22 protein-coding genes and 1 pseudogene are annotated in these 24,525 nt (G+C 49.5%); 13 read left to right on the top strand and 10 right to left on the bottom strand.

What is annotated here, in order from left to right:
* Positions 1-3: 3 nt before the first annotated feature.
* Positions 4-207: a hypothetical protein gene (locus DWZ16_RS12740; protein WP_182427368.1), complete on the top strand. Its 204-nt coding sequence runs from the start codon at positions 4-6 to the stop codon at positions 205-207.
* Positions 208-238: 31 nt separating this feature from the next.
* On the opposite strand, the gene DWZ16_RS12735 is transcribed toward DWZ16_RS12740, so the two are convergent.
* The 6 genes from DWZ16_RS12735 to DWZ16_RS12715 form a co-directional block, all read right to left on the bottom strand.
* On the bottom strand, positions 239-1,579 hold the full coding sequence (locus DWZ16_RS12735; protein ID WP_118522981.1) for an amidohydrolase: 1,341 nt from the start codon (positions 1,577-1,579) through the stop codon (positions 239-241).
* A gap of 47 nt (positions 1,580-1,626) precedes the next feature.
* Entirely contained in the window at positions 1,627-2,442 is an 816-nt protein-coding gene (locus DWZ16_RS12730; RefSeq protein WP_118522980.1) for a MetQ/NlpA family ABC transporter substrate-binding protein, read from the bottom strand.
* A 162-nt stretch (positions 2,443-2,604) separates the two neighbouring features.
* Complete coding sequence (locus tag DWZ16_RS12725; RefSeq protein ID WP_022360002.1) at positions 2,605-3,273, bottom strand: methionine ABC transporter permease; 669 nt, start codon at positions 3,271-3,273, stop codon at positions 2,605-2,607.
* Entirely contained in the window at positions 3,270-4,295 is a 1,026-nt protein-coding gene (locus DWZ16_RS12720) for a methionine ABC transporter ATP-binding protein (protein WP_107000613.1), read from the bottom strand. The genes DWZ16_RS12725 and DWZ16_RS12720 overlap by 4 nt, the downstream gene beginning before the upstream one ends.
* 555 nt (positions 4,296-4,850) lie before the next feature.
* Positions 4,851-5,066 carry a hypothetical protein gene (locus tag DWZ16_RS17000; RefSeq protein WP_412694350.1) on the bottom strand — a complete coding sequence of 72 codons (216 nt, stop codon included), beginning with the start codon at positions 5,064-5,066 and terminating at the stop codon, positions 4,851-4,853.
* A 23-nt stretch (positions 5,067-5,089) separates the two neighbouring features.
* The gene (locus DWZ16_RS12715; protein WP_412694349.1) at positions 5,090-6,172 is read right to left on the bottom strand and encodes a sodium-dependent transporter; all 1,083 of its coding nucleotides are present in this window, start codon (positions 6,170-6,172) and stop codon (positions 5,090-5,092) included.
* 314 nt (positions 6,173-6,486) lie between these two features.
* Here DWZ16_RS12715 and DWZ16_RS12710 point away from each other — a divergent pair, with 314 nt between their 5' ends.
* The gene (locus DWZ16_RS12710) at positions 6,487-6,771 is read left to right on the top strand and encodes a helix-turn-helix domain-containing protein (protein ID WP_022360005.1); all 285 of its coding nucleotides are present in this window, start codon (positions 6,487-6,489) and stop codon (positions 6,769-6,771) included.
* Between the two features lie 83 nt (positions 6,772-6,854).
* On the opposite strand, the gene DWZ16_RS12705 is transcribed toward DWZ16_RS12710, so the two are convergent.
* Both DWZ16_RS12705 and DWZ16_RS12700 read right to left on the bottom strand, forming a co-directional pair.
* Positions 6,855-7,778, bottom strand: a complete 924-nt coding sequence (locus tag DWZ16_RS12705) for a LysR family transcriptional regulator (RefSeq protein ID WP_118468310.1) — start codon at positions 7,776-7,778, stop codon at positions 6,855-6,857.
* Between the two features lie 58 nt (positions 7,779-7,836).
* A complete protein-coding gene (locus tag DWZ16_RS12700) occupies positions 7,837-8,721 on the bottom strand; it encodes a LysR family transcriptional regulator (protein ID WP_181357188.1) in 885 nt (294 codons plus the stop codon).
* 650 nt (positions 8,722-9,371) lie between these two features.
* Between DWZ16_RS12700 and DWZ16_RS12695 the strand changes: the two genes are divergently transcribed.
* Positions 9,372-10,877: an alanine/glycine:cation symporter family protein gene (locus DWZ16_RS12695; RefSeq protein WP_107000609.1), complete on the top strand. Its 1,506-nt coding sequence runs from the start codon at positions 9,372-9,374 to the stop codon at positions 10,875-10,877.
* Between the two features lie 203 nt (positions 10,878-11,080).
* Positions 11,081-11,917, top strand: a complete 837-nt coding sequence (locus DWZ16_RS12690; protein ID WP_243022026.1) for a YoaK family protein — start codon at positions 11,081-11,083, stop codon at positions 11,915-11,917.
* 33 nt (positions 11,918-11,950) lie between these two features.
* Here the strand turns inward: DWZ16_RS12690 and DWZ16_RS12685 are convergent, their stop codons facing one another.
* Both DWZ16_RS12685 and DWZ16_RS12680 read right to left on the bottom strand, forming a co-directional pair.
* Complete coding sequence (locus DWZ16_RS12685) at positions 11,951-12,763, bottom strand: ABC transporter permease (RefSeq protein WP_107000597.1); 813 nt, start codon at positions 12,761-12,763, stop codon at positions 11,951-11,953.
* Entirely contained in the window at positions 12,753-13,535 is a 783-nt protein-coding gene (locus tag DWZ16_RS12680) for an ABC transporter ATP-binding protein (RefSeq protein ID WP_118522979.1), read from the bottom strand. The genes DWZ16_RS12685 and DWZ16_RS12680 overlap by 11 nt, the downstream gene beginning before the upstream one ends.
* Before the next feature lie 388 nt (positions 13,536-13,923).
* Here DWZ16_RS12680 and DWZ16_RS12675 point away from each other — a divergent pair, with 388 nt between their 5' ends.
* From DWZ16_RS12675 to DWZ16_RS12640, 9 genes and pseudogenes are all read left to right on the top strand, one after another.
* Positions 13,924-14,757 carry a carbon-nitrogen hydrolase family protein gene (locus DWZ16_RS12675; RefSeq protein ID WP_118522978.1) on the top strand — a complete coding sequence of 278 codons (834 nt, stop codon included), beginning with the start codon at positions 13,924-13,926 and terminating at the stop codon, positions 14,755-14,757.
* A 112-nt stretch (positions 14,758-14,869) separates the two neighbouring features.
* Positions 14,870-15,985: a response regulator transcription factor gene (locus DWZ16_RS12670; protein WP_118522977.1), complete on the top strand. Its 1,116-nt coding sequence runs from the start codon at positions 14,870-14,872 to the stop codon at positions 15,983-15,985.
* Positions 15,986-16,179: 194 nt separating this feature from the next.
* The gene (locus DWZ16_RS12665) at positions 16,180-17,769 is read left to right on the top strand and encodes a sensor histidine kinase (RefSeq protein ID WP_118522976.1); all 1,590 of its coding nucleotides are present in this window, start codon (positions 16,180-16,182) and stop codon (positions 17,767-17,769) included.
* Between the two features lie 179 nt (positions 17,770-17,948).
* Entirely contained in the window at positions 17,949-19,007 is a 1,059-nt protein-coding gene (locus DWZ16_RS12660; RefSeq protein WP_107000593.1) for an ABC transporter substrate-binding protein, read from the top strand.
* A 189-nt stretch (positions 19,008-19,196) separates the two neighbouring features.
* Positions 19,197-20,710, top strand: a pseudogene (locus DWZ16_RS12655) (sugar ABC transporter ATP-binding protein).
* Between the two features lie 2 nt (positions 20,711-20,712).
* Entirely contained in the window at positions 20,713-21,771 is a 1,059-nt protein-coding gene (locus DWZ16_RS12650; protein WP_118522975.1) for an ABC transporter permease, read from the top strand.
* 3 nt (positions 21,772-21,774) lie between these two features.
* The gene (locus DWZ16_RS12645) at positions 21,775-22,788 is read left to right on the top strand and encodes an ABC transporter permease subunit (RefSeq protein WP_107000590.1); all 1,014 of its coding nucleotides are present in this window, start codon (positions 21,775-21,777) and stop codon (positions 22,786-22,788) included.
* Between the two features lie 456 nt (positions 22,789-23,244).
* Positions 23,245-23,556, top strand: a complete 312-nt coding sequence (locus DWZ16_RS16995) for a hypothetical protein (RefSeq protein ID WP_412694348.1) — start codon at positions 23,245-23,247, stop codon at positions 23,554-23,556.
* Positions 23,529-24,446, top strand: coding sequence for a substrate-binding domain-containing protein (locus DWZ16_RS12640; protein WP_243022553.1), 918 nt, complete (start codon positions 23,529-23,531; stop codon positions 24,444-24,446). The genes DWZ16_RS16995 and DWZ16_RS12640 overlap by 28 nt, the downstream gene beginning before the upstream one ends.
* Positions 24,447-24,525: the final 79 nt, after the last annotated feature.

The raw sequence follows: 24,525 nt of genomic DNA, 5'->3' as shown, positions 1-24,525 counted from the left end.
TGTGTGAATTATGCGGTAACAGAGTCCAAACTTAAGATTGAAAAGGAGCGTTCAGTTATTGCCCTGAATCTTCAGGTAGATGAAAAGATATGTTCCATGTATGATTATTTTGAGTTTTTCCTGGGAAGAATGATGCTTTGCCGGAAGTCGGCGGAGATACTGGGAACGACCTTTAAGTTGACTGTAAATGGACGGAAGGTGCTGTAAAAAGTACCTCCCGTCCTTCTTTTCTGTTATCTTACTGATACGTCTCCGTCTTAATAAAGGAATCCATATATTTGATATACTCCTCTTTGGTAAAGATGGGCTGATAATTCGCTACAATCTCTTTTGCTTTCACAGCCCCGTCCCGAAGCAGGCGGTAAGCGGAGAGGGCGAAGATTTTTGCAGTGACCACATAGGCAAGCTCATCGTCTACGATATCGAAATCAACGGAGTGGAGACCGCTTACCTTACCGCCGGTGTTGAAGGTAAGGACCGGCTGCAGATGCTGTACATCCCCCACATCGGTGGAGCCGCCGCTGTAGGCGTGGGTATCTTCCTGGACGATCTGGTAATCTTTTTCACTGGTTTGTGCGGCAATCTCAGCGGCTGCCAGGACTGATTCATCGGCTTTTTCACTCAGAGCCGGAAGGTATCCGGGCATAGTGGTGATTTCGCAGGAAGCACCGACGGCGATGGCACCTGCCTTGAAGGCACGGTCTGTTTTGGCAGCAGCATCGGCGATGGCATCCTTGTTGGCGGCACGTACCAGAGTTTCGATTACCACCTCATCCGGTACTACATTGACGAGATTTCCGCCTTTTGTGATAATGGGATGGATTCGGACATGGTCATCATCCCGGAAGGTTTCGCGCTGGTAAGCCAGGGCAGAAAGTCCGAGGGAAGCTGCATTTAATGCATTGACTCCCAGATGCGGGGTACCGGCTGCGTGGGCAGCCAGTCCTTTATAACGAATGACCTTGGAGACGAAACCATTGTTGGAGTGGGAACCCACACTGATATCCTTGTCACCGGTGTGGTGGACGATATCCAGGTCGATATCATCAAAAGCACCGATGCGGATGAGTTCACATTTTCCGCCGCCATATTTGATTTTTCCCTGGGCGGTCAGGGAGTTCTTGAATTCAATCTCACCATATTCCTCTGCCGGTACGGCGAAGAATACAACCTGTCCGTCCAGCTCTTTTTTAACATCTTCATTGGTCAGAGCCAGGGCTGCACCGATGACACCGGCCAGCTGGGCATGATGTCCGCAGCAGTGAGCTCCCTGAGTCTCCGGATTGGCATATTTATGTTCCGGGATGCGGAGCGCATCCAGTTCCCCGATGAGGGCCAGACTTACATTCTTTTTCTCTTCTTCATTTAAGTAGGCTTTGACACCGGTGACAGCCAATCCTTCCGTTGTCTCAAGCCCCAGATTTTTCATGAAAGAAGCAAATTTTTCTGCAGTTCTGTATTCTTTATAACCCAGCTCTGCATGGGTGTAGATATCTTTGGCGAATGCAATGATCTCGTTGCGGTGTGCGTCGATGATATCGACAATTTTCTGTTCGGTTTTATCTAAAATGAGAGCCATGTGAAATCCTCCTGTTTCCTGCTGGTGCCTTCCGATGCTGTTTCCTATTAGTTAAACAGTTCCTCCGGAACAAACCATAAACCATTGTTATTCTTGTCTAAATATTCTTTGAATTCATCGGAGTGGTAAGCAGCAACGATATCTTTTGCCCACTGAGCATCTTTATTTTCCTCTTTTACAACGACCTGCAGAATCAGATGCGGCAGAATGTCTTCCTGAAGAAGGGCAGTGGATGGATCGATTCCTGCATTGTATACAATACTTCCGGTGATAACCGCATAATCAAAGTCATCTAAAACAGCTGGAATATTAGTGGAGTTCATTTCGGTAAATTCGATGTTGTACGGGTTTTCCGTGATATCTGCCTGGGTGACAGTGGAGAGATCTACATCCGGGTTTAAAGTGATCCATCCGGCTTTCTGTAAGAGTACATAAGCGCGGGCTGTGTTGGCGGCATCGTCCGGAACGGCTACTTTGGCACCGTCTTGAATGGCGTCCAGAGAGGTTTCGGTGGCAGAAAAGATGGCAGCCGGAACGGTCGGAATCGGGGAAATCGGGACCAGGTTACCCTTCTGGGCTTCGTTGAAATTTTCGGCATAAGCGGTATGCTGCTCTACATTGAAATCGATCTCGCCGTCATTTAAAGCAAGGTCATTCTGGAGAAGGTCAGAGAAATCAACCTCGGTGAGTGTATAGCCCTCTTTTTCCAGAATTGGTTTGATGGCATCCTCAAATAAGACAGTGTACGGACCGGCAGCTTTTCCGTATTTGAGCTCCTTCTTATTAGAATTGGAAGCATCGGCGGAAGCAGCAGATTCGGTGCCGGAAGAAGCAGCGGCAGTATCAGCAGCGAGCTCCAGCATCACTCTTTGAGCAGCCTCCCAGAACAGCAGCTGCGAGGATCAGACCGGCGGTCAGGGTGGTTCTTACATAGGCTTTTACGTTTTTCATAATGGGGTTCTCCTTTTTTCGTTTTGTTATTTTGGATATAAAATAATTTAATAGCTTTTATGATATGATTTGGTTTACTGATGTGTCCGTCTCTTCTGTGACAGCCGGTTTCCCAGACTCTGGATGATCCAGACAAATGCAATCAGGATGAAAACGGTCGCAAACATCAGCGGGAAGTTAAAGGTCTGATAGCCGTAGGTCAGGGCGATGTTTCCGATGCCGCCGCCTCCGATGTAGCCGGCCATCGCAGTTGCTCCGATGAGGGCGATGGTGCCGGTTGTCAGAGCCAGGATAACCGAAGCAAATGCTTCTGGAAGCACAAAATGAACGATAATCTGGAACGTGGTCGCTCCCATCGACTGGGCTGCCTCGATGATGCCGCCGCCGACTTCCAGAAGCGATGTCTCAAGAAGTCTTGCTAAAAATGGGGCGGTATAGATAACTAATGGCACGATAGCCGCCCTGGTACCGATCCGGGTGCCGACGATGATTTTCGTAAAGGGCATTACACATACCAGAAGGATGATAAACGGTGTGCTTCGGATGATGTTGATGAAACCGTTTAAAATCGTGTAAAGCAATGGATTTTCCTTGAGCCCGCCTTTGCGGGTCAGCCATAAGACAATGGCGATGAAAAATCCGACGATGGAACCGATAATCAGGGAAAAACCGACCATATACAGGGTTTCCCAACCGGCCTTGATGAGTTTGTCCGGCGAAATGCCTAAATACTGCTGAATCATGGTAATACAACCTCCTTATATTCTTCGTTTGATTCGAGAATGTAGCGCTCGGCTTTTTTGATTTCCTCGTCGCTTCCGATGAAGAGAACGAGCATGATGCCGACAACTATGCCCTGAATAACGTTGATGGTGGAGTAGAGAATGTTGGTTTCCACCTCAAACCGCCGGTTGATATCCCAGAGAAGCGGCTCGGTGCTGTCTGTATTTTCCAGCTTGATGCGGAGCAGGCGGCTGTTCCGCGTTTCTCGGCGGATGCTCTCGACGAGCGGTTCCGGAATAACGTCGTGGATGAGATTGCCGACAAACCGTTTGGCGATATCGGACTGCGGGTCTGAGAAAACCTGAATGACAGAGCCCGTTTCTACGACTTTACCGAAATCCATGACGGCGACTTTATTACAGATTTTCTGGATGACATTCATCTCATGTGTGATAATCACAATTGTAATATGAAGAGTTTCATTAATCTTCTTTAGCAAATCGAGAATGGAATCGGTCGTTTTCGGGTCGAGGGCGCTGGTCGCCTCATCGCAGAGAAGAATCGACGGATTATTTGCAAGTGCCCTTGCGATACCGACGCGCTGTTTCTGTCCGCCGGAGAGCTGTCCCGGATAGTAGGACTTCTTATCGGAAAGTTCGACGAACTCCAGCAGCTCATTCACACGCGCTTCGATGTCTTTTTTGGGGGTGCCGTTTAGTTTCAGGGCAATCGCGACGTTGTCGTAAATTGTCTTGGATTCCAGGAGGTTGAACTGCTGGAAAATCATTCCGATTCCCTTTCGGAGGCTGCGAAGCTCTTTTGCACTCAGGCTTCCAATGTCCTTATCTTCGACGAAAATCTTTCCGGAAGTCGGTCTTTCCAGGGCGTTTACCATTCGGATCAGGGTGGATTTTCCGGCACCGCTATAACCGATGACGCCGTAGATATCGCCCTTTTCGATTTCGAAGGACACATCCTTCAGTGCTTCAAATGCACCGTCTTTCGTCTGGAATGTTTTACTTAAATGTTCAAATCGAATCATTTCTGGTCTCCTTTAACTTTGTTTATCTGGGGAAGCACATTTTTAAGGGATAATTCCTGAAAAATGACTTCTGTATGTGTCGCGTTTTTTATACGAATGATATATCTAAATGCAATATAAATATTTAATTTTGCATACTGAAATATAAATGGGTACAAAAAAGGAGGTCTGGTTGTCCAGACCTCCTAAATTGGATTGTATCTATCACTTTCCAGTGAAAGCAAGATGAGAAAAACCTCATGAAGATATCATCCAGTTATCTGTCTGCACAACAAAAGTAAGAGTGTCACAGCAACAGCAGCACATACACTCCATACAACAACACATAGCAGACATAACTGAATAAGATGTTCTCATGATGGTTTCCTCCTTTCCTTAAAATTCATAAACGATTATAAAAATATATTTCCTACTTGTTTTGTGGGTTTTAAATGATAGTTCTTATTATAGCGCGGAAATGAGATTTGTCAATCATTTTTTTATTTCATAGGAAATTGCGTCCTAAGAAATAAAAAACGCTCCGCGAGAATGTGCCAAGGCACATTCTTTTTCATATCATCCAATACCGCCCAATGCGATGCCTAATATTAATACCAGCACACATACCGGAATATAAATATAGCGGCACACCGGTACAAACCATTTTGAAAATTTCTTTTCGCGACCTTTGTTGACCTGCGTTTCTGCATAGTCTTTTCCGAATACCCAGAAGAACATGATTCCGGCGAGTCCGGCACCGAGAGGGCAGATGTAGATGGAGAGAACGTCCATCCAGTCGGAGACGATGCCCTGGATTAACAGGGAGACGGCAGCTCCGATGATACCGATAACTGCGCAGGCAGGGACGCGGCGAGGTGGAGTTTTTCCTGGACGGTGGCGATCGGTGCTTCGTAGAGATTGAGCAGGGAGGTCATCCCGGCGAAGAGAACGGCTACGAAGAAAATAATCGCGATCAACGTACCGCCCGGCATTGAGCGGATGAGGTTCGGGAGGTAGATGAAGAGAAGTCCCGGACCACCCTGATCAAGTTTTGCGCCGGTGGTTGCCATTGCCGGGATGATGACGAGGGCGGCGAGAATCGCGGCGATCGTATCAAACAGGGCAACCCGCGCGGCGGATGCCGGGATGTTTTCCTCATCGGAGAGGTAGGAACCGTAGATTAAGGTTCCATTTCCGGCGACGGACAGGGAGAAAAATGCCTGCCCCAGTGCGAAAATCCATGTTTTTGGGTCTGCGAGGATCTCAGGATCGATGCGGAAAATGTAGCGGTAACCCTGCATCGCACCCGGCTGGAATGCTACGTAGATGCCTAAAAAGACAAACAGGATGAAGAATACCGGCATCATCAGCTTGTTGGCGTTCTCGATTCCGCTTCCGACGCCGAACATCAGAATCAGAATGCAGAAGAAGAGGGCGGCAAGCTGCCAGCCATTGTTTCCAAATGCGGACGCCATCGAGCCGAAAGCAGAGGCAAAACCGTCTGTGTCGGCCGGGGCAAGCGTGGCACCGGTAAAGGCTTCGATGGCATATTTTAGGATCCAGCCCATGACGACGGTATAGCCGATCGCCATCGCGAGGGAACCGGCTGCCGGGATGAAACCGAGCGCGTCACCCAGTTTGCGCCTGCCGCGTGTCTCGCAGGCAGCGCCGAACGCGTCGATTGGACCGGAGCGGGTGCCGCGTCCCAGGCACATTTCCCCGATGACACCCGTGGAGCCGATCAGGGCGACGAAGATAAAGTACGGGATCAGGAACGAGCCACCGCCGTACAGGGAGACGCGGGTGGGAAACATCCAGAGATTTCCCATACCGACCGCCGAGCCGATACAGGCGAGGATGAAGCCCCACTTACTGTTGAAAGATTCTCTTTTTTCCATGAAATTGTAACTCCTCAAACATTATATAAGATTTGCCGCAAATATCTAGAAGTCCGCCGATTGGAAGCGGTCAGGCAGATGTTTGCATAAGTCCATCTATTATACCAGAAGAGAGGCATTGCTTTCAAGTGGCAGAGCGCGCGAATCGTATGTTTTAGGGGAAAAGGCGATCTAAAGTAACTGCCGGTGAACCGTTACAGGGAAATACCTTGATTTATAGGGTGGAAAGATGGTATTCTATAGAGGACGGCAGCGGCGGGCTTTGGGAGGGTGGCGCCGCGGCAGAGCAGATTCGAAAAGGAGAAGGTAGCACAATGAAAAACGCAAACAGGATTCCGGAGACGTTTCAGACGGATGCGGAATACAGACAGTGGATGGAGCGCTGGCAGCAGGAGGCGCGGGAGGCGACGATCGAGGGATTTAAGCAGAATCGTAAGTTAAACGGCATGACACAGACGGAGCTTGGCAGAAAGGCGGGGATTTCCCAGCCGAATATCACCCGCTTCGAGAGCGGCAGCTACAATCCGTCGCTGGATTTTATGGTAAAGATCGCAGCGGCGATGGGGAAACGGGTACAGATTACATTGGTAGATGAATAAGAGGCGTGCGCCGAGGCGCACAGGGACCATTTGGGGAATAAACAGGGGAGACAGCGGTGTGTGTGAGGCTGTCTCCCCTGTTTTTAATGAGTGCATTTCAGCGACGATTCAATAAACCGTGAAATCATATTCCACTCATAGCTCTGTTCCAGCCACGCAAATTTGATCGGGTACCGCGCTTCTTCCCCGAGCGTAAAGACATGGAGTGTATCCAGCTGTTCCTTGCTGAGAATAGAAAATGCGAGGTTTTTTGGGCTGATGCAGGCACCTTTTCCCATCGCGCAGAGGGCAAGCAGGGTAGCGATGTTGTCAGAGCAGGCATGAACCGAGGGGACGAAGTTGTCTGTCGCGAGGATATTCCGCCCGATGCGTCCGACTAGATCATGTTCACGGTTTAGGAGAAACGGACATGGAGCCAGAAGGGAGTAGCGGTGATGGCGGCTGACTTCCTGGATAATGGCTTCGGTCTGTTTGCCGTAAATGTTCTGCAGCAGGGCAGTGGAGACGATGAGAACCATCTCTTCCTCATAGAAATCCCGCAGAATGATGCCGGGAATGCGAACTGAAAAATTGGCGATCGCCAGATCAATTGTGCCGTCCAGCAGGTATTTTTGCAGCACATCGTTGGAAGATTCGACGAGTTCCACATCCACGCCGGGATATTCCTTTTGAAAGGCGGCGATCAGCTCCGGCATGATGGCGTGTCCGCGCGTGAATGCGATGCCGATCCGCAGTTTTCCTGTCTGGTTATTTAAAATATCGCCAAATTCGTGAAGCATACAGTCATATTTTGTATTAAATTCCGTTGCATAGCGCAGAAATACCTCCCCCGCATAGGTAAGCTCCAGCGGGATGTGACGGATTAGGAGCGGACATCCAAGCTCCCGCTCGATTCCGGCGATATGGGCGCTTAATGTCTGCTGGGTAATATGCAGCGCATCGGCGGCCCTAGTGAAGCTGCGGTTTTTCGCAACCGCGGCAAAATATTCCATTGATTGAAAATTCATATTCGAATGACTCCTCTTTTCCCAAAACTTTCATCTTAAGTTTCTAAAAAGCATCTGACTATAAAAGTGGCCCTTCTAACTCAAACACTGTCCGCTGCAGCTGCGCGATCAGTAGGCTGGCAGCTGGGGACGCTTTTTTGGCTGACGGAATCCGGACACCGAGCACGCGCTCCATCGGCGGATTGAGCGGCAGCCGGACAACATTTTTAGAAATATCACGGACGACCAGCTCCGGCAGGATGCAGACGCCCAGGTTGTGGCTGACCATCGCGAGCATGGAGTAGGTGTTCTGCGAGGTAAACGACGGCTTTGGCGGTGTGATGCCGAGCTGCTGGAACTGGCGCAGCAGGTCATTTTCACCTTTTTCTTCTATATAAGAAACCTTGGGGAGATCCTTTAAGTCAAAGCGCTCATATTCAGCATAAGGGGAATCGTTCGCGCAGACAGCCAGGTAGGGTTCTTTTTTCAGGGGAAGCCAGTCCATCTTTCCGTCCGGGTGGGGGCCGACGATGCCGAAATCGATGGAGCTATTTTCCAGCCATCCTTCAATCTCCTGTGAACACCCCTCCAGCACTTCAACGGTCATATCCGGGTAATCGGTAAGAAACTTTTTGAGGGCGGGCGGCAGCCATTGGACGGAAGCGCTTAAGTAAGCGCCGATCCGGATGTGCCCGGTCTGGACACCCCGGATGGAGGCAGCTGTCTGATCAAAATATTCCGCCGCCGCCAGCGTCCGCCGGATCGGGGAAAGCAGTGCCTCGCCGTTCCGCGTCAGGGCAAGTCCTCTCTGGGAACGCGAAAACAGGGAAAACCCGAGTTCTGTTTCAATATTTCGCAGCATATGGCTTGCCGCCGACTGCGTGTAACCGTTTTTCTGGGCGGCACGCGTCAGGTTATTTTCTTCTGCAATGGCTAAAAAAAGCCGCATATCTTTGAGATCCAAAAAATACTCCCTCCATTTTCGTAATAAGCGTTCGGTCTGATTCATAAAATGTACAGAGCTGACAGATACCAAAGGAGGATGAGAAGATTTGTAAGAATTATGTAGAATACGAATCTGATTCATACGGAATATCCGGGCGGATTACATGGGTGCGTGTGCGGCGGACATTCATTCCGATGGCTCTGCCAAGTGTCCCTAGTATATCATATTCGTGAAAGAATGGGAGAAAAAGATAGAAATATGCCTACGATCTCAAATACAACATAAAAAATTCATCTAAATGAAACACACAAAAAGTTAAAAAATAAACAAATGGTAAACAAAATTCATGAAACTCCGAAAGAAAATGGACAAAATTCTGAACGGGAGTCTAACGGAAAATGGCGCAGTTGTAGACAAAATATCATGATATCTTGTGCATTTATACTAATTGACGCTCGAAAAAGTGCAATTTATTTCATGAAAAAAACAGAGGGATTCATGATTCTATGCTATATCATGAAAACTCTGCATAATAAATTCAAATAATTTTGTTGAACAAATTTCACTTTAGTGATATAATTTTTTCAAAAGCAAGAAGTTTTTTGAGCGAATTGAAAAACTTGCTTAGCCAGCGCGCGGCACTACATCAAATAAAGGGGGAACTTTATATGGAAGCAATTAACAACATCGTCAGTATGTTGAACGGACCCATTTGGGGCGTTGGAATGTTAGTTCTGATTGTTGGTAGTGGTTTATACTTTACAATCCGTCTCGGCTTTTTCCAGTTTGTTCATTTTAAAGATATGTGGAGCCGAATCATTGACAAGTCGGAGTCTGAATCCGGTATTTCTTCATTCGCATCCTTCTGTACAACCATGGCGATGCGTGTTGGTACCGGTAACGTAGCCGGTGTAGCCGTAGCTCTTTACATGGGCGGACCTGGCGCACTCTTCTGGATGATCATCGCTGGTATGACAAACTCTGCTGTTTGCTTTACTGAGTGTACATTATCCGTACTTTATAAGAACCGTATCGATGGTCAGTATCGAAGCGGCGGCGCTTACTGTGCTGAGAGAGGTCTTGGCTGGAAAGCTTATGGTACCTTCTATGCAGCATTCTTCGGACTGGGCGTTGTATTATTCATGCCGGCAGCAGCTACCTTTACAATCTGCGATGGATTTAAGAACGCTTTAGGTATTCCGATGTGGATTTCGGCTCTGGTTATCGCACTGGCTATGGCAGTTGTAGTTATGGGTGGTGTTAAACGAATCAGTTCTGTAGCATCTATGCTGGTTCCGCCGATGGTAGGCATTTACCTGATTGCAACCGTTGTTATCTTAATCGCAAACGCAGGTCAGATTCCGAGCGTTATCGCTCAGGTTGTATCCTGTGCATTTGGTTCCAAAGAAGCTCTTCTGGGCGGCGGCGTTGGTATCGCTATCCAGCAGGGTGTTAAACGAGGCACATTCTCATCTGCATCTGGTATGGGTGAGTCCATGCCGACCGCCGCAGCAGCAGAGACCAGCCACCCGATTAAACAGGGTATGGCAAACGCAGCTGGTGTTTGGCTGGATACCGTTATCGTATGTACCGCTTCTGGTCTGATGATGCTCTTAAGCGGATGCTACAATACACAGTTTGGTTACATCGGTGGTACCGGTGCAATGCACGATCAGATGGCTCAGTTAGCAGCAGATGGAACATATGGCGTTATTTTCGTTCAGAATGCCTGCAGCACCGTTATGGGAAGTATTGCTCCTCTGTTCATTGCTATCATGCTGGCTTTGTTCTCCTTTACCTGCTTAATCAGCTACTATTACGAGGGCGAGACTTCGGTTCTTTACCTGTTCCAGGGCGATGATAAAGCAGCTACCCGTAAAGTGGTTATCAGAATTATGCAGATTGTTATGCCTATCCTTATCTTCATCTGGGGCAATATCGATTCCGGTCTGGCTTGGAACCTTTCCGACCTGGCACTGGGTGGATCTACATGGATCAATATGTTAGTTGTACTGCTTCTGTCTCCGAAGGTATTTGCACTGTACAAAGACTACGAAGAGCAGATGAAAGCAAAGAAAGACCCGTACTACAACCCGGATAAGCTTTGCTGGAAGGGCGTAGACGTTGAGATGTGGAAAGACATCAACAAAAAACGTATCGCAGAAGATAAATAATCGAATGTGAATCGTTACATATTATTAGATATAGAGCTTAACTCCTAGAGTCTAATATAAAAGGCAGTCCCTGTCGTGTGGCAGGGGCTGTTTTTTTGCTATTATATAGATAATGTCTATGATAGAAATGGTAATTTTTTGTAAATTGTCATTGACGATCCAGCCGCCGCGCGATACAATCAACCGCGAAAGGCGGTAATGGTATGGTACAGAAAGTGATTCGGGATCGCCTGGATGCGATCCTTCATTGGAATATATCCCTGGTCGGGGGATTTCTCGGAGCCTATGCGATTTTGCTTCATGCCGGAAACTTTGGCTCTGCTCAGACAGGCAACCTGATGGAGATGGGAGCGGAACTGGTGTCGATGGAGTGGTTTAACGTCCTTCTGCGTCTGGCTGCGCTGGTGCTGTTTGGACTGGGCGTGGCATCCGCATATCTGCTCACGAACTTTACGAAGATAAACATGCGGAAACTTGCCCTTTGGGTGGATGCGGCTGCGCTGGCACTGGCGTCGATGCTGCCGCTTGAACCGGCGCTGGTCGGAATTTATCCGATTTTCTTTGCATCTGCATTTCAGTGGGGCGTCTATTCCGGTGCCGACGGATTTAACAGCGCGACGATCTTTATGACGAACAACTTCAAACAGTCGGTGCTTGGCTGGCTGCAGTACGGTCTGACAAAGGATAAGGAATTTAAGAGAAAAGCAATTCTTTATACCTATACGGTCATCAGCTTTTTCCTGGGCGTGGTACTCGGAGCGTGGGCGGTCGGTCAGTTCGGCATCTACAGCGCCTATGTAGCTTTCTGCCATTGGCGGTTGCGAGAACCTTTATCGCGGTCGGTACGGCTCCGCTTGAAAGCGAGACTCCGGAGGAGACGGCAGTCGAGGCGGCAGAGGAGATGGAAGAAGCAGAGAAGCTGGAGAAGGAGCAGAAGCTGTAAAGTCTGTTTCCTGCAAGTTTTCTACAAGATGCAGGAAAGAAAAGCGGCAGGAAACAGGCTTTGGCGGGAACAGGATGCGGAAAAATGCAGGCGCTAAGAACAGCAAACGTGAAGCAGTGGACAGATTGCTTTAATGCTGGTGATATTGCTGCTGTAGAAATTTTCCCAGTATTCCTACTCCTTGATATAGCGCCGCAGACATAATACATAAAAGAATAATACTCATCACAACCATATCCATCTGGAATACCTGTGAGCCGTAGATGATCAGATATCCGAGTCCCTGTTTGGCAGCGAGAAATTCACCGATGATGACGCCAACTAGGCAGAGACCGATGTTGACCTTCATGTTGGCGAGAATCAGCGGGATTGAGCCTGGCAGCAGGACTTTGGTTAAAATATGAATCCGGTTTCCTCCGAGGGACCGGATTAATTTGATCTGGTCGGGATCCATCGAGGAAAATCCGTTGTGGAGTGTCAGGATCGAGCCGAAGACAGCGACCGAGATGGAGGCAACGATGATCGTGCGGATGTTGCTCCCAAGCCAGACGATGAGAATCGGGGCGAGGGCGGATTTCGGCAGACTGTTGAGCATGACGAGATACGGCTCCAGAATCTCTGAAAGATTCCGGCTCGACCAGAGGAGAACCGCGCCGATCAGCCCGCAGAGGATGACCAGTGTAAAGCTGATCAGCGTTTCATAGAGCGTCACGCCGGTGTGGATGAGGATGCTTTTGTCCTGCATCATCCGCAGGAAACAGCGCACGGTGCGTGACGGGGAACTAAAAATAAACGCGTCGATGAGCCCCAGTCGGGCGCTCATTTCCCAGCAGATTAAAAAGAAAACGAATAAGAAAATCCGGCAGAAGAGAACCAGACGGCGCCGATGGAGCTGGCGGCGGAGGTAGGCTTTCTGGGCGGTGGATTCTTTCTTACATTTCATACTTTTTGCCCTCCCCTTGCAGTGTCTTCCATAGTTCATTGAAATAAAGAGAAAAAGCCGAATCATTCCGGCGTTCCAGCGGTCGGTTAGCGGACAGCGGGAAGGTAACCGGCAGGATGCGGCAGATGGTTCCGGGGCGTTTAGTCAGAACCAGGATGCGGTCGGCGGCACTCACGGCTTCGGAGAGGTCGTGGGTGATCAGAATCGCTGTTTTGCGGCTCTCCCGGATGATGGTGCTGATATCGTCGCAGACGGTTAAGCGTGTCTGATAATCGAGCGCCGAAAATGGTTCGTCGAGAAGCAGAAGCTCCGGTTCCAGCGCCAGTGTCCGGATCAGGGCGGCGCGCTGGCGCATTCCACCGGATAGTTCGGAGGGGCGGGAATGCTCAAATTGTTCCAGTCCGTAGAGTTTTAAGAGCCGGTGGAGGCGGTCTTCCGCGGCATGATCCATTTTTTTCTGGATTTCCAGCCCGAGGGCAGCATTCTGGATGATCGTCCTCCACTCGAAAAGCTGGTCGCTTTGCAGCATATAACCGATGCGGCACTGGCTTTTCGAGAGCGGAACCCCATTTATAAGAATGGAACCCTCTTCCGGCGGCAGGAGCCCGCTGATTAAGGAGAGCAGCGTGGATTTTCCACAGCCGGACGGTCCGACAATGGCGATAAATTCGCCGGTTTCTACCTGAAATGATATATCAGAAAGGGCTTTCGTCTCCCCGGATATCGTGTGGTAGGAGTAGGAAAGCCCGGAAACTTCCAGAATGGGCGGCATAAGCAAATACCTGGGTAACTGTGTATCAGTGGGACAGTTACGCTCCTTGAAACATTCTTACTTTAATAATATGCGGAAGTGAAAAGCCGGGTTACTGTATACGGGTAGGCACTTTTGGAACCGAAAGTGCCGTAAGAAAACGTGGTGGCAGCAGGAATTTGCCGTATTGAAATGCGAAGCCACGGCAAATTCCGTTACTGGACACGTATGCGTGTACAGTAACAAAGCCGGGTTACTGGTTCAGGCATACGTGCCCAGTAACAGCCGGGTTACAGGTTGTGTGAGAAGCGCCTTGCATTGGTTGACCCGTGTGGAAAAGAGATGCTATAATAAAATATAGGTAATTGTGGAGAGAAAAGCGCTTATAGACAGGATACAGGGGGTATTTATGATACGCAGATATACAGTGGCATTGATGCAGATGGATACACAGAATGATAAAGGAAAGAATCTGGAGACGGCATGCGCCTGGATTGACGAGGCGGCGGCAAAAGGGGCGAAGCTTATTTGTTTCCCGGAGGTGATGAATCTGATCGGCAAAAATATCGGTGAAGGCGGCGGACGCGAGGAAATTCCGGGGTACACGACCGAGCGCCTCTGCGCGAAAGCGAAGGAACACGGCGTCTATATTCACGGGGGCAGTATCACGCAGGCACTTCCGGGGGAAAAACGATCGGCAAATACGAGTGTGCTGATTTCGCCGGAGGGGAAGATTCTGGCGACATACAGCAAACTGCATATGTTTGACATCACGCTGGCGGACGGCACGCCGTACCGGGAGTCGGACCGGGTCAAACCGGGCGATTCGATTGTGACGGTGGAGACGGAGCTGGGCATTTTTGGAATGTCGATCTGCTATGATGTGCGTTTTCCGGAGATTTACCGGCTCATGGCGCTTCGTGGGGCGCAGGTTATCTTTGTTCCAGCGAGCTTTACGATGCCGACGGGAAAGGATCACTGGGAGGTTCTTCTGCGGGCGCGGGCGATCGAGAACGGCTGTTACATCGTGGCACCGGGACAGATTGGACAGAAACCGGCATATGCGGCATACGGCAACAGCCTGGTGGCAGATCCGTGGGGAACGGTGATTGCACGGTCAAAGGATGCACCGGGGATCACCTATGCGGAGATTGATTTAGATTATCTGGAGAAGATACGGAAGCAGATTCCGTCGCTGGAAAACCGGCGGAGTGATTTGTATGAAGTGAGTGAGAAGAAGTAAGGCGTGAATATTTTCAGCCGGCAAAATGGCGTGTGGACGGAAATGAAAAACGGGTGTATTCGGGCAAATGGATAAAAAGGACAGAGAAAAATGGAGTCCAGGGGGGAAAACCATGGTAAAGGTGTTTCTGGTAGAGGATGAGGCAATCATCCGGCACGGTATACGGGATAATATTGACTGGGCGAGCCACGGATTTGAATTTGCGGGGGAGGCGGGCGACGGCGAGTACGCGTATCCGCTGATATTGAAGGCACAGCCGGATATTCTGGTAACGGATATCAAGATGCCGTTTATGGACGGGCTGGAGCTGAGCCGTCTGGTGAAAAAGACGCTTCCGCGCACGCGGATCATCGTGCTCAGCGGCTACAATGAATTTGAATATGCAAAAGAGGCGATCAAGATAGGAATCAGCGATTATCTGCTGAAACCGGTATCCTCGGCGGGACTCATCGATGCGTTGAAAAAGGCGGCGGACGAGATCCGGGAAGAGCGGGAAAAATCAAAGCTTCTGGAGAGGTATTTTGTCAGCTACGAAAAATATACAGAATTTCTGGACAAAACGGATTACAGCGGCGTTGACCGGAAGCTTATCAACGATTTTTTAAAGCTCGGCTCAGTCGAAGAGTGCAGTCCGTTTGTCGAGGAGTATTTTGCAGCGATCGGTGAACATAATTACAAATCGCTCTTGCTGCGTCAGTATATGACGATGGATATTTTTTACTGTGTGCAGGAGTTTTTGAAGAAATTGAAAGCGGATCCGCCGGAGGTTCCGGAAAGTGTGGTTGACATAAAACGGGTTCCGAAGGTGATCGAGAGCGTGGAGATGACGAAAGCCTATCTGGTCGATGAGTTTACGGTTGCCCTGCAGGCGCGTGACCGGGCATCGAACGACCGTTATGGCAGCGTGATTCGGGATGCAAAGGAATATATCCGGGCAAATTTCAGCCAGAGCGACCTGTCGCTGAACCGGATTGCTGCGCACATTGGCGTCAGTCCGAGCTATTTCAGTTCGATTTTCAAGCAGGAGACGGGGCAGTCCTTTGTGGAGTATCTGACGCAGGTGCGGATGGAACGGGCATGTGAACTTTTGAAATGCACCTCCTACCGGACGTTCGAGATCGGGGAGCAGGTGGGATACAACGATTCACACTATTTCAGCGCGGCGTTCAAAAAAGCGATGGGGCAGTCGCCAAAAGAGTATAAGGCGAGCCAGACGCGGCAGGAGTAAGGAAGGTATGTACTCTCGGAGTCTTTCTGCACTTGCTTTTGTGGCTGATTTTCCGCCAGCTGCACCCGAATTTCATCAACGTACGTACCGCGTACGCCTCAGAAATTTGGGCACAACTGACAAAAAATCATCTCACAAAATCAAGCACAGAAAGATTCCGAAAGTACATAGGTGTTCAAAAAGGGAGGAAAGATATGGGAGTGGAGCAGGGGCAGATTGGAAAAACAGAAGAGATGGCAGAGTTGAATAAAAATCAGGATCCGGGCGTTGATTCGTTATCCGCTGCCCGTCCATATCGCCCTCTTTCTCTCCGCGCCCGTCTGATCCTTCTCCTCTTCGTGATTGCCATTCCATTAACAGGCATGGCGCTCGGGTTCCAGAAGATGATCGCCTCCTATTCTGCTTCCTATGACGCGATTCTGGCGAATCTAAAGACGGCGAATGAGTACAACATAAAGTTCAAATCGGATATGGAGTATTCGATGTACCGTGTTATGATCGGGCTGATTGACGCGGAACAGTTCGAAAATGGAGATATTGTCGAGGGCGAGACGAAGTATGCGACGGTGGTCAAGAATCCCCACAGCCTGATTGCGTCGGCGAGACAGGCGTTCGGAACGACGATCGAGCGGGAACCGGGGTCGGACTGTGATATCAAGATAAGAGGTATCCTCTCCTGTCTGGATTCCCTGGAGCGGGCAGTGGATAAAATGATTGGAAATGCCGCCGCCGGTGGATATTACGATGAAAATGTCAATATCTGGGAGAATGACATCCAGGGTCTGTGCTCGATGATTCAGGATTACATCACGCAGTATACCTATTATGAGATGATCAACATGGAGCAGCTTCAGAAAGAGCTGAAGGTGCAGATGGCGGATCAGATGCAGAGCTATCTGGCACTTCTTCTGGTGGTGCTGGTGGTCGGTATGTTTCTGGCAGTTACGATCACGAAATCCATCACGGAACCGCTGCAGCAGTTACAGAGGACGGCAGAACAGCTCGGCCGCGGGAACCTGAATGCGAGGGCGAGAACGGGCGGATTGGAAGAGATCAACGTGCTGGCACGGGCGTTTAACCAGATGAGCGACCGCATCCGGCGGCTGCTTGATAAGACGAGGCAGGAGCAGAAGAACCTGCGGGAGCTGGAGTTGCGCCTCCACCAGGAGCAGATCAGTCCCCATTTCCTCTATAATACACTTGATTCGATCGTATGGATGGCAGAGGGCGGCAACAACCGCCAGGTCGTGGAGATGACGACGGATTTAAGCGACTTTTTTCGCACGGTTTTATCGGGCGGGCGCGATTTTATCACGATCGAGGAGGAAGAATCACACATCCGGAGCTATTTAAAGATTCAGAAGATCCGGTACGAGGACATTCTCGACTATTCGATCGAGATCGAGCCGTCCATCCGGCACCGGATTGTGCTGAAAATGCTGCTGCAGCCGCTGGTGGAAAATGCCCTCTACCACGGCATCAAAAATAAGCGCGGCGGCGGATGCATTGTGCTCCGCGGCTATGAGGATCGGAATGGGCTTGTCTTTGAGGTGGAGGACGATGGGATTGGCATGGATGAGGCGGAGCTTGCCGCCGTGCGCGCCAAGCTGACACTGGAGCCGGAAGAGGAACTTGCCCCGATCGGCAGCGGCGGATTTGGGTTACATAATGTGGTGCAGCGGATTCAGATGTATTATGGCGATCAGGCTGAGATCCTGGTTGAATCTGAAAAGAATATCGGCACCTGCTTTAAGGTTTATTTGGGAAATCAAAAAAAATCATAACTTTTTCGAAAAAAATTGTAATTTTTTAAAGACATACCCGGAAAAACACAGAAAACGACAAACATCGCAAAAAAATAATATACCTTTTTCCAAAGATGCCCCGTATCCATGATGCGGGGTACTTTGTTATAATAAATACGCAAAAACAAATATATTGGGTCTTATAAGGAGGAAACAGTATGAGAAAAAGATTAGTGTCCGCAGCTTTAGCAGCAGCAATGGCGTTATCCATGACCGCTTGTACAAGCAATCCGGCTGAGAAAGAGACGGAGGCAGCAGCTCCGGCTGATACAGAGGCAGCAGAAGAGGGTGAAGAGAAAGAAGCGGCAGCAGACGGCGATCTGATTACCGTAGGTTATGCACAGGTTGGTGCTGAGTCTGACTGGAGAACAGCCAACACCGAATCTTTCAAATCTACATTTACTGAGGAAAATGGTTACAAACTGATTTTCGACGATGCACAGCAGAAACAGGAAAATCAGATTAAGGCAATCCGTTCTTTCATCCAGCAGGGTGTTGACTACATTGTAGTTGCTCCGGTTGTTGAGACTGGATGGGAGACCGTTCTGGAAGAAGCAAAAGAGGCTGGTATCCCGGTTATCCTTTCTGACCGTCAGATGCAGCTTTCTGATGACAGCCTGTATGAGGCATGGGTAGGCGGAAACTTCGTAAAAGAAGGCGAGACCTGCGGCGACTGGCTGGCTAAATACTTAGAGGATCAGGGACGCGGCGACGAAGAGATCAACATGGTTACCATTCAGGGTACCATCGGTGCATCCGCACAGGTTGGTCGTACGGAAGGTATGGATAACAAGCTGAAAGAGCACTCCAACTGGAAGATGCTTGACAGACAGTCTGGTGAGTTCACCCAGGCAAAAGGACAGGAAGTTATGGAGTCCTTCTTAAAGAGCTATGACGACATCGACGTTGTTATTTGTGAGAATGATAACGAGGCATTTGGTGCCATCGATGCTATCAAGGCAGCTGGCAAGACCTGTGGTCCGGAGGGCGACATCATCGTTGTAAGTTTTGACTCTGTAAAGGCAGCTTTCGAGTCCATGATCGCTGGTGACTTAAACGCAACCTTCGAGTGCAACCCGCTTCATGGTCCGCGTGTAGCTGAAATCATCCAGAAGCTGGAAAAAGGCGAAGAGGTTGAGAAGATTCAGTACGTAGACGAAGCATACTTCGATACAAGCATGGATCTGGAAGAAATCTTAAAGACAAGAGCTTACTAATTCGATTTTGAATGGTATTTTTAAATGTAAATAATCGGACAGGCAATCGCTTTTGACCGTAAGTGAATGAGTGTCAGACCGGAGGTTTCGGCGGACGGCAGGCACTTGGCAATCAGGAGGCGCGGGGCTGGAGGCTTAGGTTTCCGTCCCTGCGCTTTCTTTTTCAAAAAATAAGGAGGCAAAGCTTTTATGGAAAAGGATTCCGTTCTTGAGATGAGGCATATTTATAAGACATTCCCGGGTGTAAAAGCTCTGCAGAATGTGGATTTTACCTTAAAAAAAGGCGAAATTCATGCCCTGATGGGGGAAAATGGCGCAGGAAAATCCACGCTGATCAAAGTCCTGACGGGTGTAGAGGAGTTTGAAACAGGGGAAATCATGATAGACGGCTGCGATCATGCGATCATCAACCGCAGCCCTCAGGAAGCACAGAACCGGGGCATCAGCACCGTGTATCAGGAAGTCAATCTCTGTCCGAACCTGACGGTTGCAGAGAATCTGTTTATCGGACGCGAACCGCGAAAAGGCGGATTGATTGACTGGAAAACAATGAATAAAAAGGCCAGCAAACTGCTGCAGGACCTTGACATACATGCAGATGTAACACAGACGATCGACAATTATTCGATTGCAATTCAGCAGATGGTAGCGATCGCCCGTGCAGTCGATATGTCGGCAAAGGTATTGATTCTTGATGAGCCGACCTCCTCCCTCGATGATGGGGAGGTAGAAAAGCTCTTTAATCTGATGCGCCGCTTGAAATCCGAGGCGTCGGCATCATATTCGTTACCCATTTCCTGGAGCAGGTGTATGCAGTCTGCGATAAGATCACCGTTCTTCGGAATGGGCAGCTGGTAGGACAATTTACGACGGCGGAGCTTCCGAGAGTCCAGCTGGTTGCCAAGATGATGGGAAAGGATTTCGATGATCTGGCAGCGATCAAGAATTCCAAGAGTGAGGAGAAACACGGCGAAGAGGACATCGTCATTAAGGCGGTGGGACTCGGAAAGAAAGGATACATAAAGCCGTTTGATCTGGTGATTCACAAGGGTGAAGTCGTCGGATTTACCGGGCTTCTGGGTTCGGGACGTTCTGAGACGGTCCGTGTCCTCTATGGAGCGGAAAAACCGGATGAGGGCGAGCTGAGCGTCAAGGGCAGACCGATCGCGGCGCGCCACCCGCTGACTTCGATGAATGCCGGCATGGCATATCTGCCGGAGGATCGGAAAAACGAGGGTATCATCGCGGATCTGTCCGTGCGTGAGAACTTGATCATGGCACTTCAGGCAAAACGCGGTATGTTCCACCTGCTCAGCCGCAAGCAGCAGGAAGAATTTACCGATAAGTACATTGATATGCTTCAGATTAAGACCGCCAGCCGTGAGACACCAATCAAATCACTCTCCGGCGGCAACCAGCAGAAGGTAATCATCGGACGCTGGCTTCTGACAAACCCGGATTTCCTGATTCTGGACGAGCCGACCCGTGGTATCGACGTCGGAACCAAGACAGAGATTCAGAAACTGGTCGTAAAACTGGCAGAACAGGGCATGGCAGTCGTGTTCATTTCTTCCGAGATCGAGGAGATGCTCCGTACCTGCGACCGCATGGTCGTTATGCGCGATGGTGCAAAGGTAGGAGAACTTTCCGAGGATGAGATGAACCAGTCCAACATCATGTCAACCATTGCAGGAGGACAGTAGCTATGAAAAATATGACGTTCAAAAAAATTACCTCGCAGAGGCTGTTTCTCCCGATTTTCTGCCTTGCGCTGGTATTGCTGGTAAATATCGTCACGACGCCGAACTTCTTCGCGATCGAGGTGCGGAACGGCGTTCTCTACGGATACTTAATCGATATCATCAACCGTGCGTCAGAGCTGGTGATTCTGGCAGTCGGCATGACGCTTGTCGTATCGTCCTCCGCTGGAACAGATATTTCCGTCGGCGCGATCATGGCGGTCAGTGCGGCAGTCTGCTGCAACCTCTTAACCGGCGGCGAGCGCGCAGCAACTGCATATGCCAATCCGCTGATTCTTGGCTTCCTGGCAGCGCTCATCGTCGGCGCGGCGATCGGCTGCTTCAATGGTTTTCTGGTTGCAAAGTTAAACATCCAGCCGATGGTAGCGACTCTTATCATGTTTACCGCCGGGCGCGGTATCGCACAGCTGATCACGGATGGACAGATTACTTACGTGCGCGTGGACAGCTACCGCACCTTGGGCGCTTCCCTTCCGGGATTCCCGGTTCCGACCCCGTTTATCGTGGCGGTTGTCGTTGTGGCACTGACTTCGTTACTTTTGAAGAAAACGGCACTGGGCATGTATATCCAGTCGGTCGGAATCAATAAACGGGCGTCTCAGCTTGTCGGCATCAAGTCGGTCATGATTATTTTCCTCACCTACGCGTACTGTGGACTCTGTTCCGGTCTTTCCGGTCTGATTGCTTCCAGCCGTATCTACTCGGCGGATGCGAATAACATCGGTCTTAATATGGAACTGGATGCGATCCTGGCAGTTGCCATCGGCGGAAACTCCCTTGGCGGCGGTAAATTCTCGCTGGCAGGTTCCATCATCGGCGCGTATACGATTCAGGCGCTGACGACCACTCTGTATGCGATGCACGTATCCTCGGATCAGGTTCCGGTTTACAAGGCGATCGTGGTTGTCATCATCGTAGCACTCCAGTCACCGGGATTCGCTAGATGGAGAAAATCTCTGGCACAGAAAAAAGAACTGGGCGCGGCAGGAAAGGAGGCGGCATAAATCATGAAAGAAAAGAAGAGATTAAATCAGAACACGTTCCTGCTTCTTGTCACGATCCTACTGTTCTTTGTGATGTACGCGATCGGCTGCGTGCTCTTTAATGCACAGGGCTTTGCCAAGACACAGAACTTCTTAAACCTCTTTATTTCCAATGCGGGTCTGATTGTCATCGGTATCGGCATGACGATCGTCATGATCACCGGCGGTATCGATATCAGCGTCGGTTCTTTCGTGGCGATGGGCTGTATGATGTTGGCATGGATGATGGAAAAAGGCGGTATCGGTGCGGTTCCGGCGGTTCTCATCGTGCTGGTGACCGGGATTGTCTTTGGTCTGGTACAGGGATTCCTGGTTGCCTACATGGATATCCAGCCATTCATTGTTACCCTGGCGGGTATGTTCTTTGCCCGCGGCATGACTGCGATCATTTCCAAGGACATGATCAGTATTACGAATGAAACTTTCATGGCATGGGCGAAGATGAAACTTTATATTCCGTTCGGCGGCTATCTCAACAAAAAAGGCATGATGATTTATCCATATATCTATCCGACGGTTGTGATTGCGCTGGTTCTTCTGGTTCTGGCATTTATCATGCTGAAATATACGAAATTTGGACGCAGCATTTATGCGATCGGCGGCAACGAGCAGTCAGCGCTGATGATGGGCTTGAATGTGCGCCGGGTAAAACTGAAAGCCTATATCCTGGACGGTTTCCTTTGCGGCGTCGGCAGTGTCCTGTTCTGTCTGAATACGCTGGGCGGCTTCGTTGAGCAGGCAAAGGGCTTCGAGATGGATGCGATAGCTTCCTCTGTTATCGGCGGCACGCTCTTGACCGGCGGCGTCGGTAATGTATTCGGAACCCTGTTTGGCGTCCTTATCAAGGCGACGATCGAGGCATTTATCACTTTCCAGGGAACACTTTCTTCCTGGTGGACCCGTATCACGATCGCGGCGCTTTTATGCTTCTTCATTGTGCTTCAGTCGATCCTTGCGATGGTAAAGAAGAAAAAGTAGAAATTCTCTTCCGGAGACAGACAAACCGGCATGAATGTCTGGTATGACAGCATCAAGATAGAACAGTCAAAATGACGGGAAATATCCATGCAAAGAGAGAGAAGACATCTGAAAAAAGTACAGTACATATTAGAAACAATATAAAGCTGTATTCTCTTGATTCGACATAATTCGAGAGGAAATCAGCAAACCTATACATGATGCATAAATATTTAGCGAAAACAGCCGCTTTAATTTATGCATCATTTGTATTCCTGCTAAAATGATGTCAAAATCAGGCGTTAAATTTATAACAATATACAAAATAAAATACAACTTTATGAAAAAATGCTCTTGTATTTACTTGCACAATTTGTCCTGGATTGCTATAATAAAATTACTAAAAGTTGTGAAAAGCAACAAAGCAGTGCGGCTGGGGTGCCGCTTGCAAAGAAAATTTTATGGGAGGTAGTTAGAATGAAAAAAATGTTCAAACGTGCCGCTGCATCCATGACAGCAGCAGCGATGGCAGTGAGCATGACCGCATGCGGCGGCTCTGGAGCAGCAAATGCGACACAGGCAGCAGATGCTTCTGCAGCAGAAGGAAGCGAGACAGCAGCTTCGACGATCGACAACAAAGACATTAAGATCGGTGTTTCCATCTGGTCCTCCACCGATGTACTTGGTTCCCAGTGTAAGCTGATCATCGACGAGGCAGCAAAGGCTCTGGCGTTCAGGTTCAGTATGTTGACCAGGGTCATGTGTCGGAGAAGGTTACCGCATCCGTAGAGCAGTTAGCAGCAGCAGGATGCCAGGGTATCATCATCTGCAACTCTTCTGATACAGAGATGACATCCGCTATTAAGACATGTAATGACAATAAAGTATATCTGGCACAGTTCTTCCGTGTTATCAGCCAGGAGAACAGCAAGGATATCTATGATTTAGCAACCGCATCACCGTACTACATCGGCGCTGTTCATGAGAACGAGCCGGAGAACGGTGAAAAATTAGTTCAGATTCTTCTGGACAAGGGCGACAGAAACATCGGTCTGATCGGCTGGGAGCAGGGCGACGCTACCTGGCTTGGCAGATGGGAAGGCTACAAAGCTGGCGTTGAGAAATGGAACGCAGAGCATCCGGATGATCAGGCAAAACTGTCTGAGCCGCAGTACGCAGGTACTTCTTCTGAGGGTGGTTCCAAGGCAGCAGAGGCTCTGATGTCCGCAGATCCGACTCTGGATGCACTGATTCCGGCAGGCGGCGGCGGTGACCCGCTTCAGGGCGCTATCGCAGCAGTTGAGCGTGCAGGCAAGACTCAGGATATCGACATCGTTTCCACAGACTTCCTTCCGGATCTGGGCGAGAGACTTGAAAATGGTTCTATGGCCGGTGAGTCCGGTGGACATTACTGCGATCCGCTTATCGCTTTCATGATGGTTTACAACGCAATCAAGGGCAACTACACAGGTATCGAGGGCAACTTCGAGGATGTTCCGTTCCCGTATCTGTATGTATCTTCTCCGGACGACTACAAAGCATATGAGCAGTACTTCGTAGATCAGCTTCCATACACCGATGAGGAACTGGTAGCTATGTCCGAGCTTAGCCTGGATGACCTGAAAGCAACTGCAGCTGGTATCTCCATCGAGGATGCTGCACAGAGAGCAGGCAACTAATTAGTTCAGAAACTGATTCAAATTATAGAATTTTAAGAGGCTGAATGTAATAGAAAAGGCCGGTATCGCACGGCGCGAT

Source organism: Clostridium sp. AF29-8BH, from assembly GCF_003478145.1.
Taxonomy (GTDB): domain Bacteria; phylum Bacillota; class Clostridia; order Lachnospirales; family Lachnospiraceae; genus Otoolea; species Otoolea fessa.
Note: the sequence above shows the minus strand (reverse complement) of the source record. Positions and strands in the feature narration are given on the sequence as shown.

Excerpts from the sequence above, each read along its gene's own strand:
- DWZ16_RS12735 (WP_118522981.1), bottom strand. The coding sequence starts at position 1,579 with ATGGCTCTCATTTTAGATAAAACCGAACAGAAAATTGTCGATATCATC.
- DWZ16_RS12730 (WP_118522980.1), bottom strand. The coding sequence starts at position 2,442 with ATGCTGGAGCTCGCTGCTGATACTGCCGCTGCTTCTTCCGGCACCGAA.
- DWZ16_RS12725 (WP_022360002.1), bottom strand. The coding sequence starts at position 3,273 with ATGATTCAGCAGTATTTAGGCATTTCGCCGGACAAACTCATCAAGGCC.
- DWZ16_RS12720 (WP_107000613.1), bottom strand. The coding sequence starts at position 4,295 with ATGATTCGATTTGAACATTTAAGTAAAACATTCCAGACGAAAGACGGT.
- DWZ16_RS17000 (WP_412694350.1), bottom strand. The coding sequence starts at position 5,066 with ATGGACGTTCTCTCCATCTACATCTGCCCTCTCGGTGCCGGACTCGCC.
- DWZ16_RS12715 (WP_412694349.1), bottom strand. The coding sequence starts at position 6,172 with ATGGAAAAAAGAGAATCTTTCAACAGTAAGTGGGGCTTCATCCTCGCC.
- DWZ16_RS12710 (WP_022360005.1), top strand. The coding sequence starts at position 6,487 with ATGAAAAACGCAAACAGGATTCCGGAGACGTTTCAGACGGATGCGGAA.
- DWZ16_RS12705 (WP_118468310.1), bottom strand. The coding sequence starts at position 7,778 with ATGAATTTTCAATCAATGGAATATTTTGCCGCGGTTGCGAAAAACCGC.
- DWZ16_RS12695 (WP_107000609.1), top strand. The coding sequence starts at position 9,372 with ATGGAAGCAATTAACAACATCGTCAGTATGTTGAACGGACCCATTTGG.
- DWZ16_RS12690 (WP_243022026.1), top strand. The coding sequence starts at position 11,081 with ATGGTACAGAAAGTGATTCGGGATCGCCTGGATGCGATCCTTCATTGG.
- DWZ16_RS12685 (WP_107000597.1), bottom strand. The coding sequence starts at position 12,763 with ATGAAATGTAAGAAAGAATCCACCGCCCAGAAAGCCTACCTCCGCCGC.
- DWZ16_RS12680 (WP_118522979.1), bottom strand. The coding sequence starts at position 13,535 with ATGCCGCCCATTCTGGAAGTTTCCGGGCTTTCCTACTCCTACCACACG.
- DWZ16_RS12675 (WP_118522978.1), top strand. The coding sequence starts at position 13,924 with ATGATACGCAGATATACAGTGGCATTGATGCAGATGGATACACAGAAT.
- DWZ16_RS12670 (WP_118522977.1), top strand. The coding sequence starts at position 14,870 with ATGGTAAAGGTGTTTCTGGTAGAGGATGAGGCAATCATCCGGCACGGT.
- DWZ16_RS12665 (WP_118522976.1), top strand. The coding sequence starts at position 16,180 with ATGGGAGTGGAGCAGGGGCAGATTGGAAAAACAGAAGAGATGGCAGAG.
- DWZ16_RS12660 (WP_107000593.1), top strand. The coding sequence starts at position 17,949 with ATGAGAAAAAGATTAGTGTCCGCAGCTTTAGCAGCAGCAATGGCGTTA.
- DWZ16_RS12650 (WP_118522975.1), top strand. The coding sequence starts at position 20,713 with ATGAAAAATATGACGTTCAAAAAAATTACCTCGCAGAGGCTGTTTCTC.
- DWZ16_RS12645 (WP_107000590.1), top strand. The coding sequence starts at position 21,775 with ATGAAAGAAAAGAAGAGATTAAATCAGAACACGTTCCTGCTTCTTGTC.
- DWZ16_RS16995 (WP_412694348.1), top strand. The coding sequence starts at position 23,245 with ATGAAAAAAATGTTCAAACGTGCCGCTGCATCCATGACAGCAGCAGCG.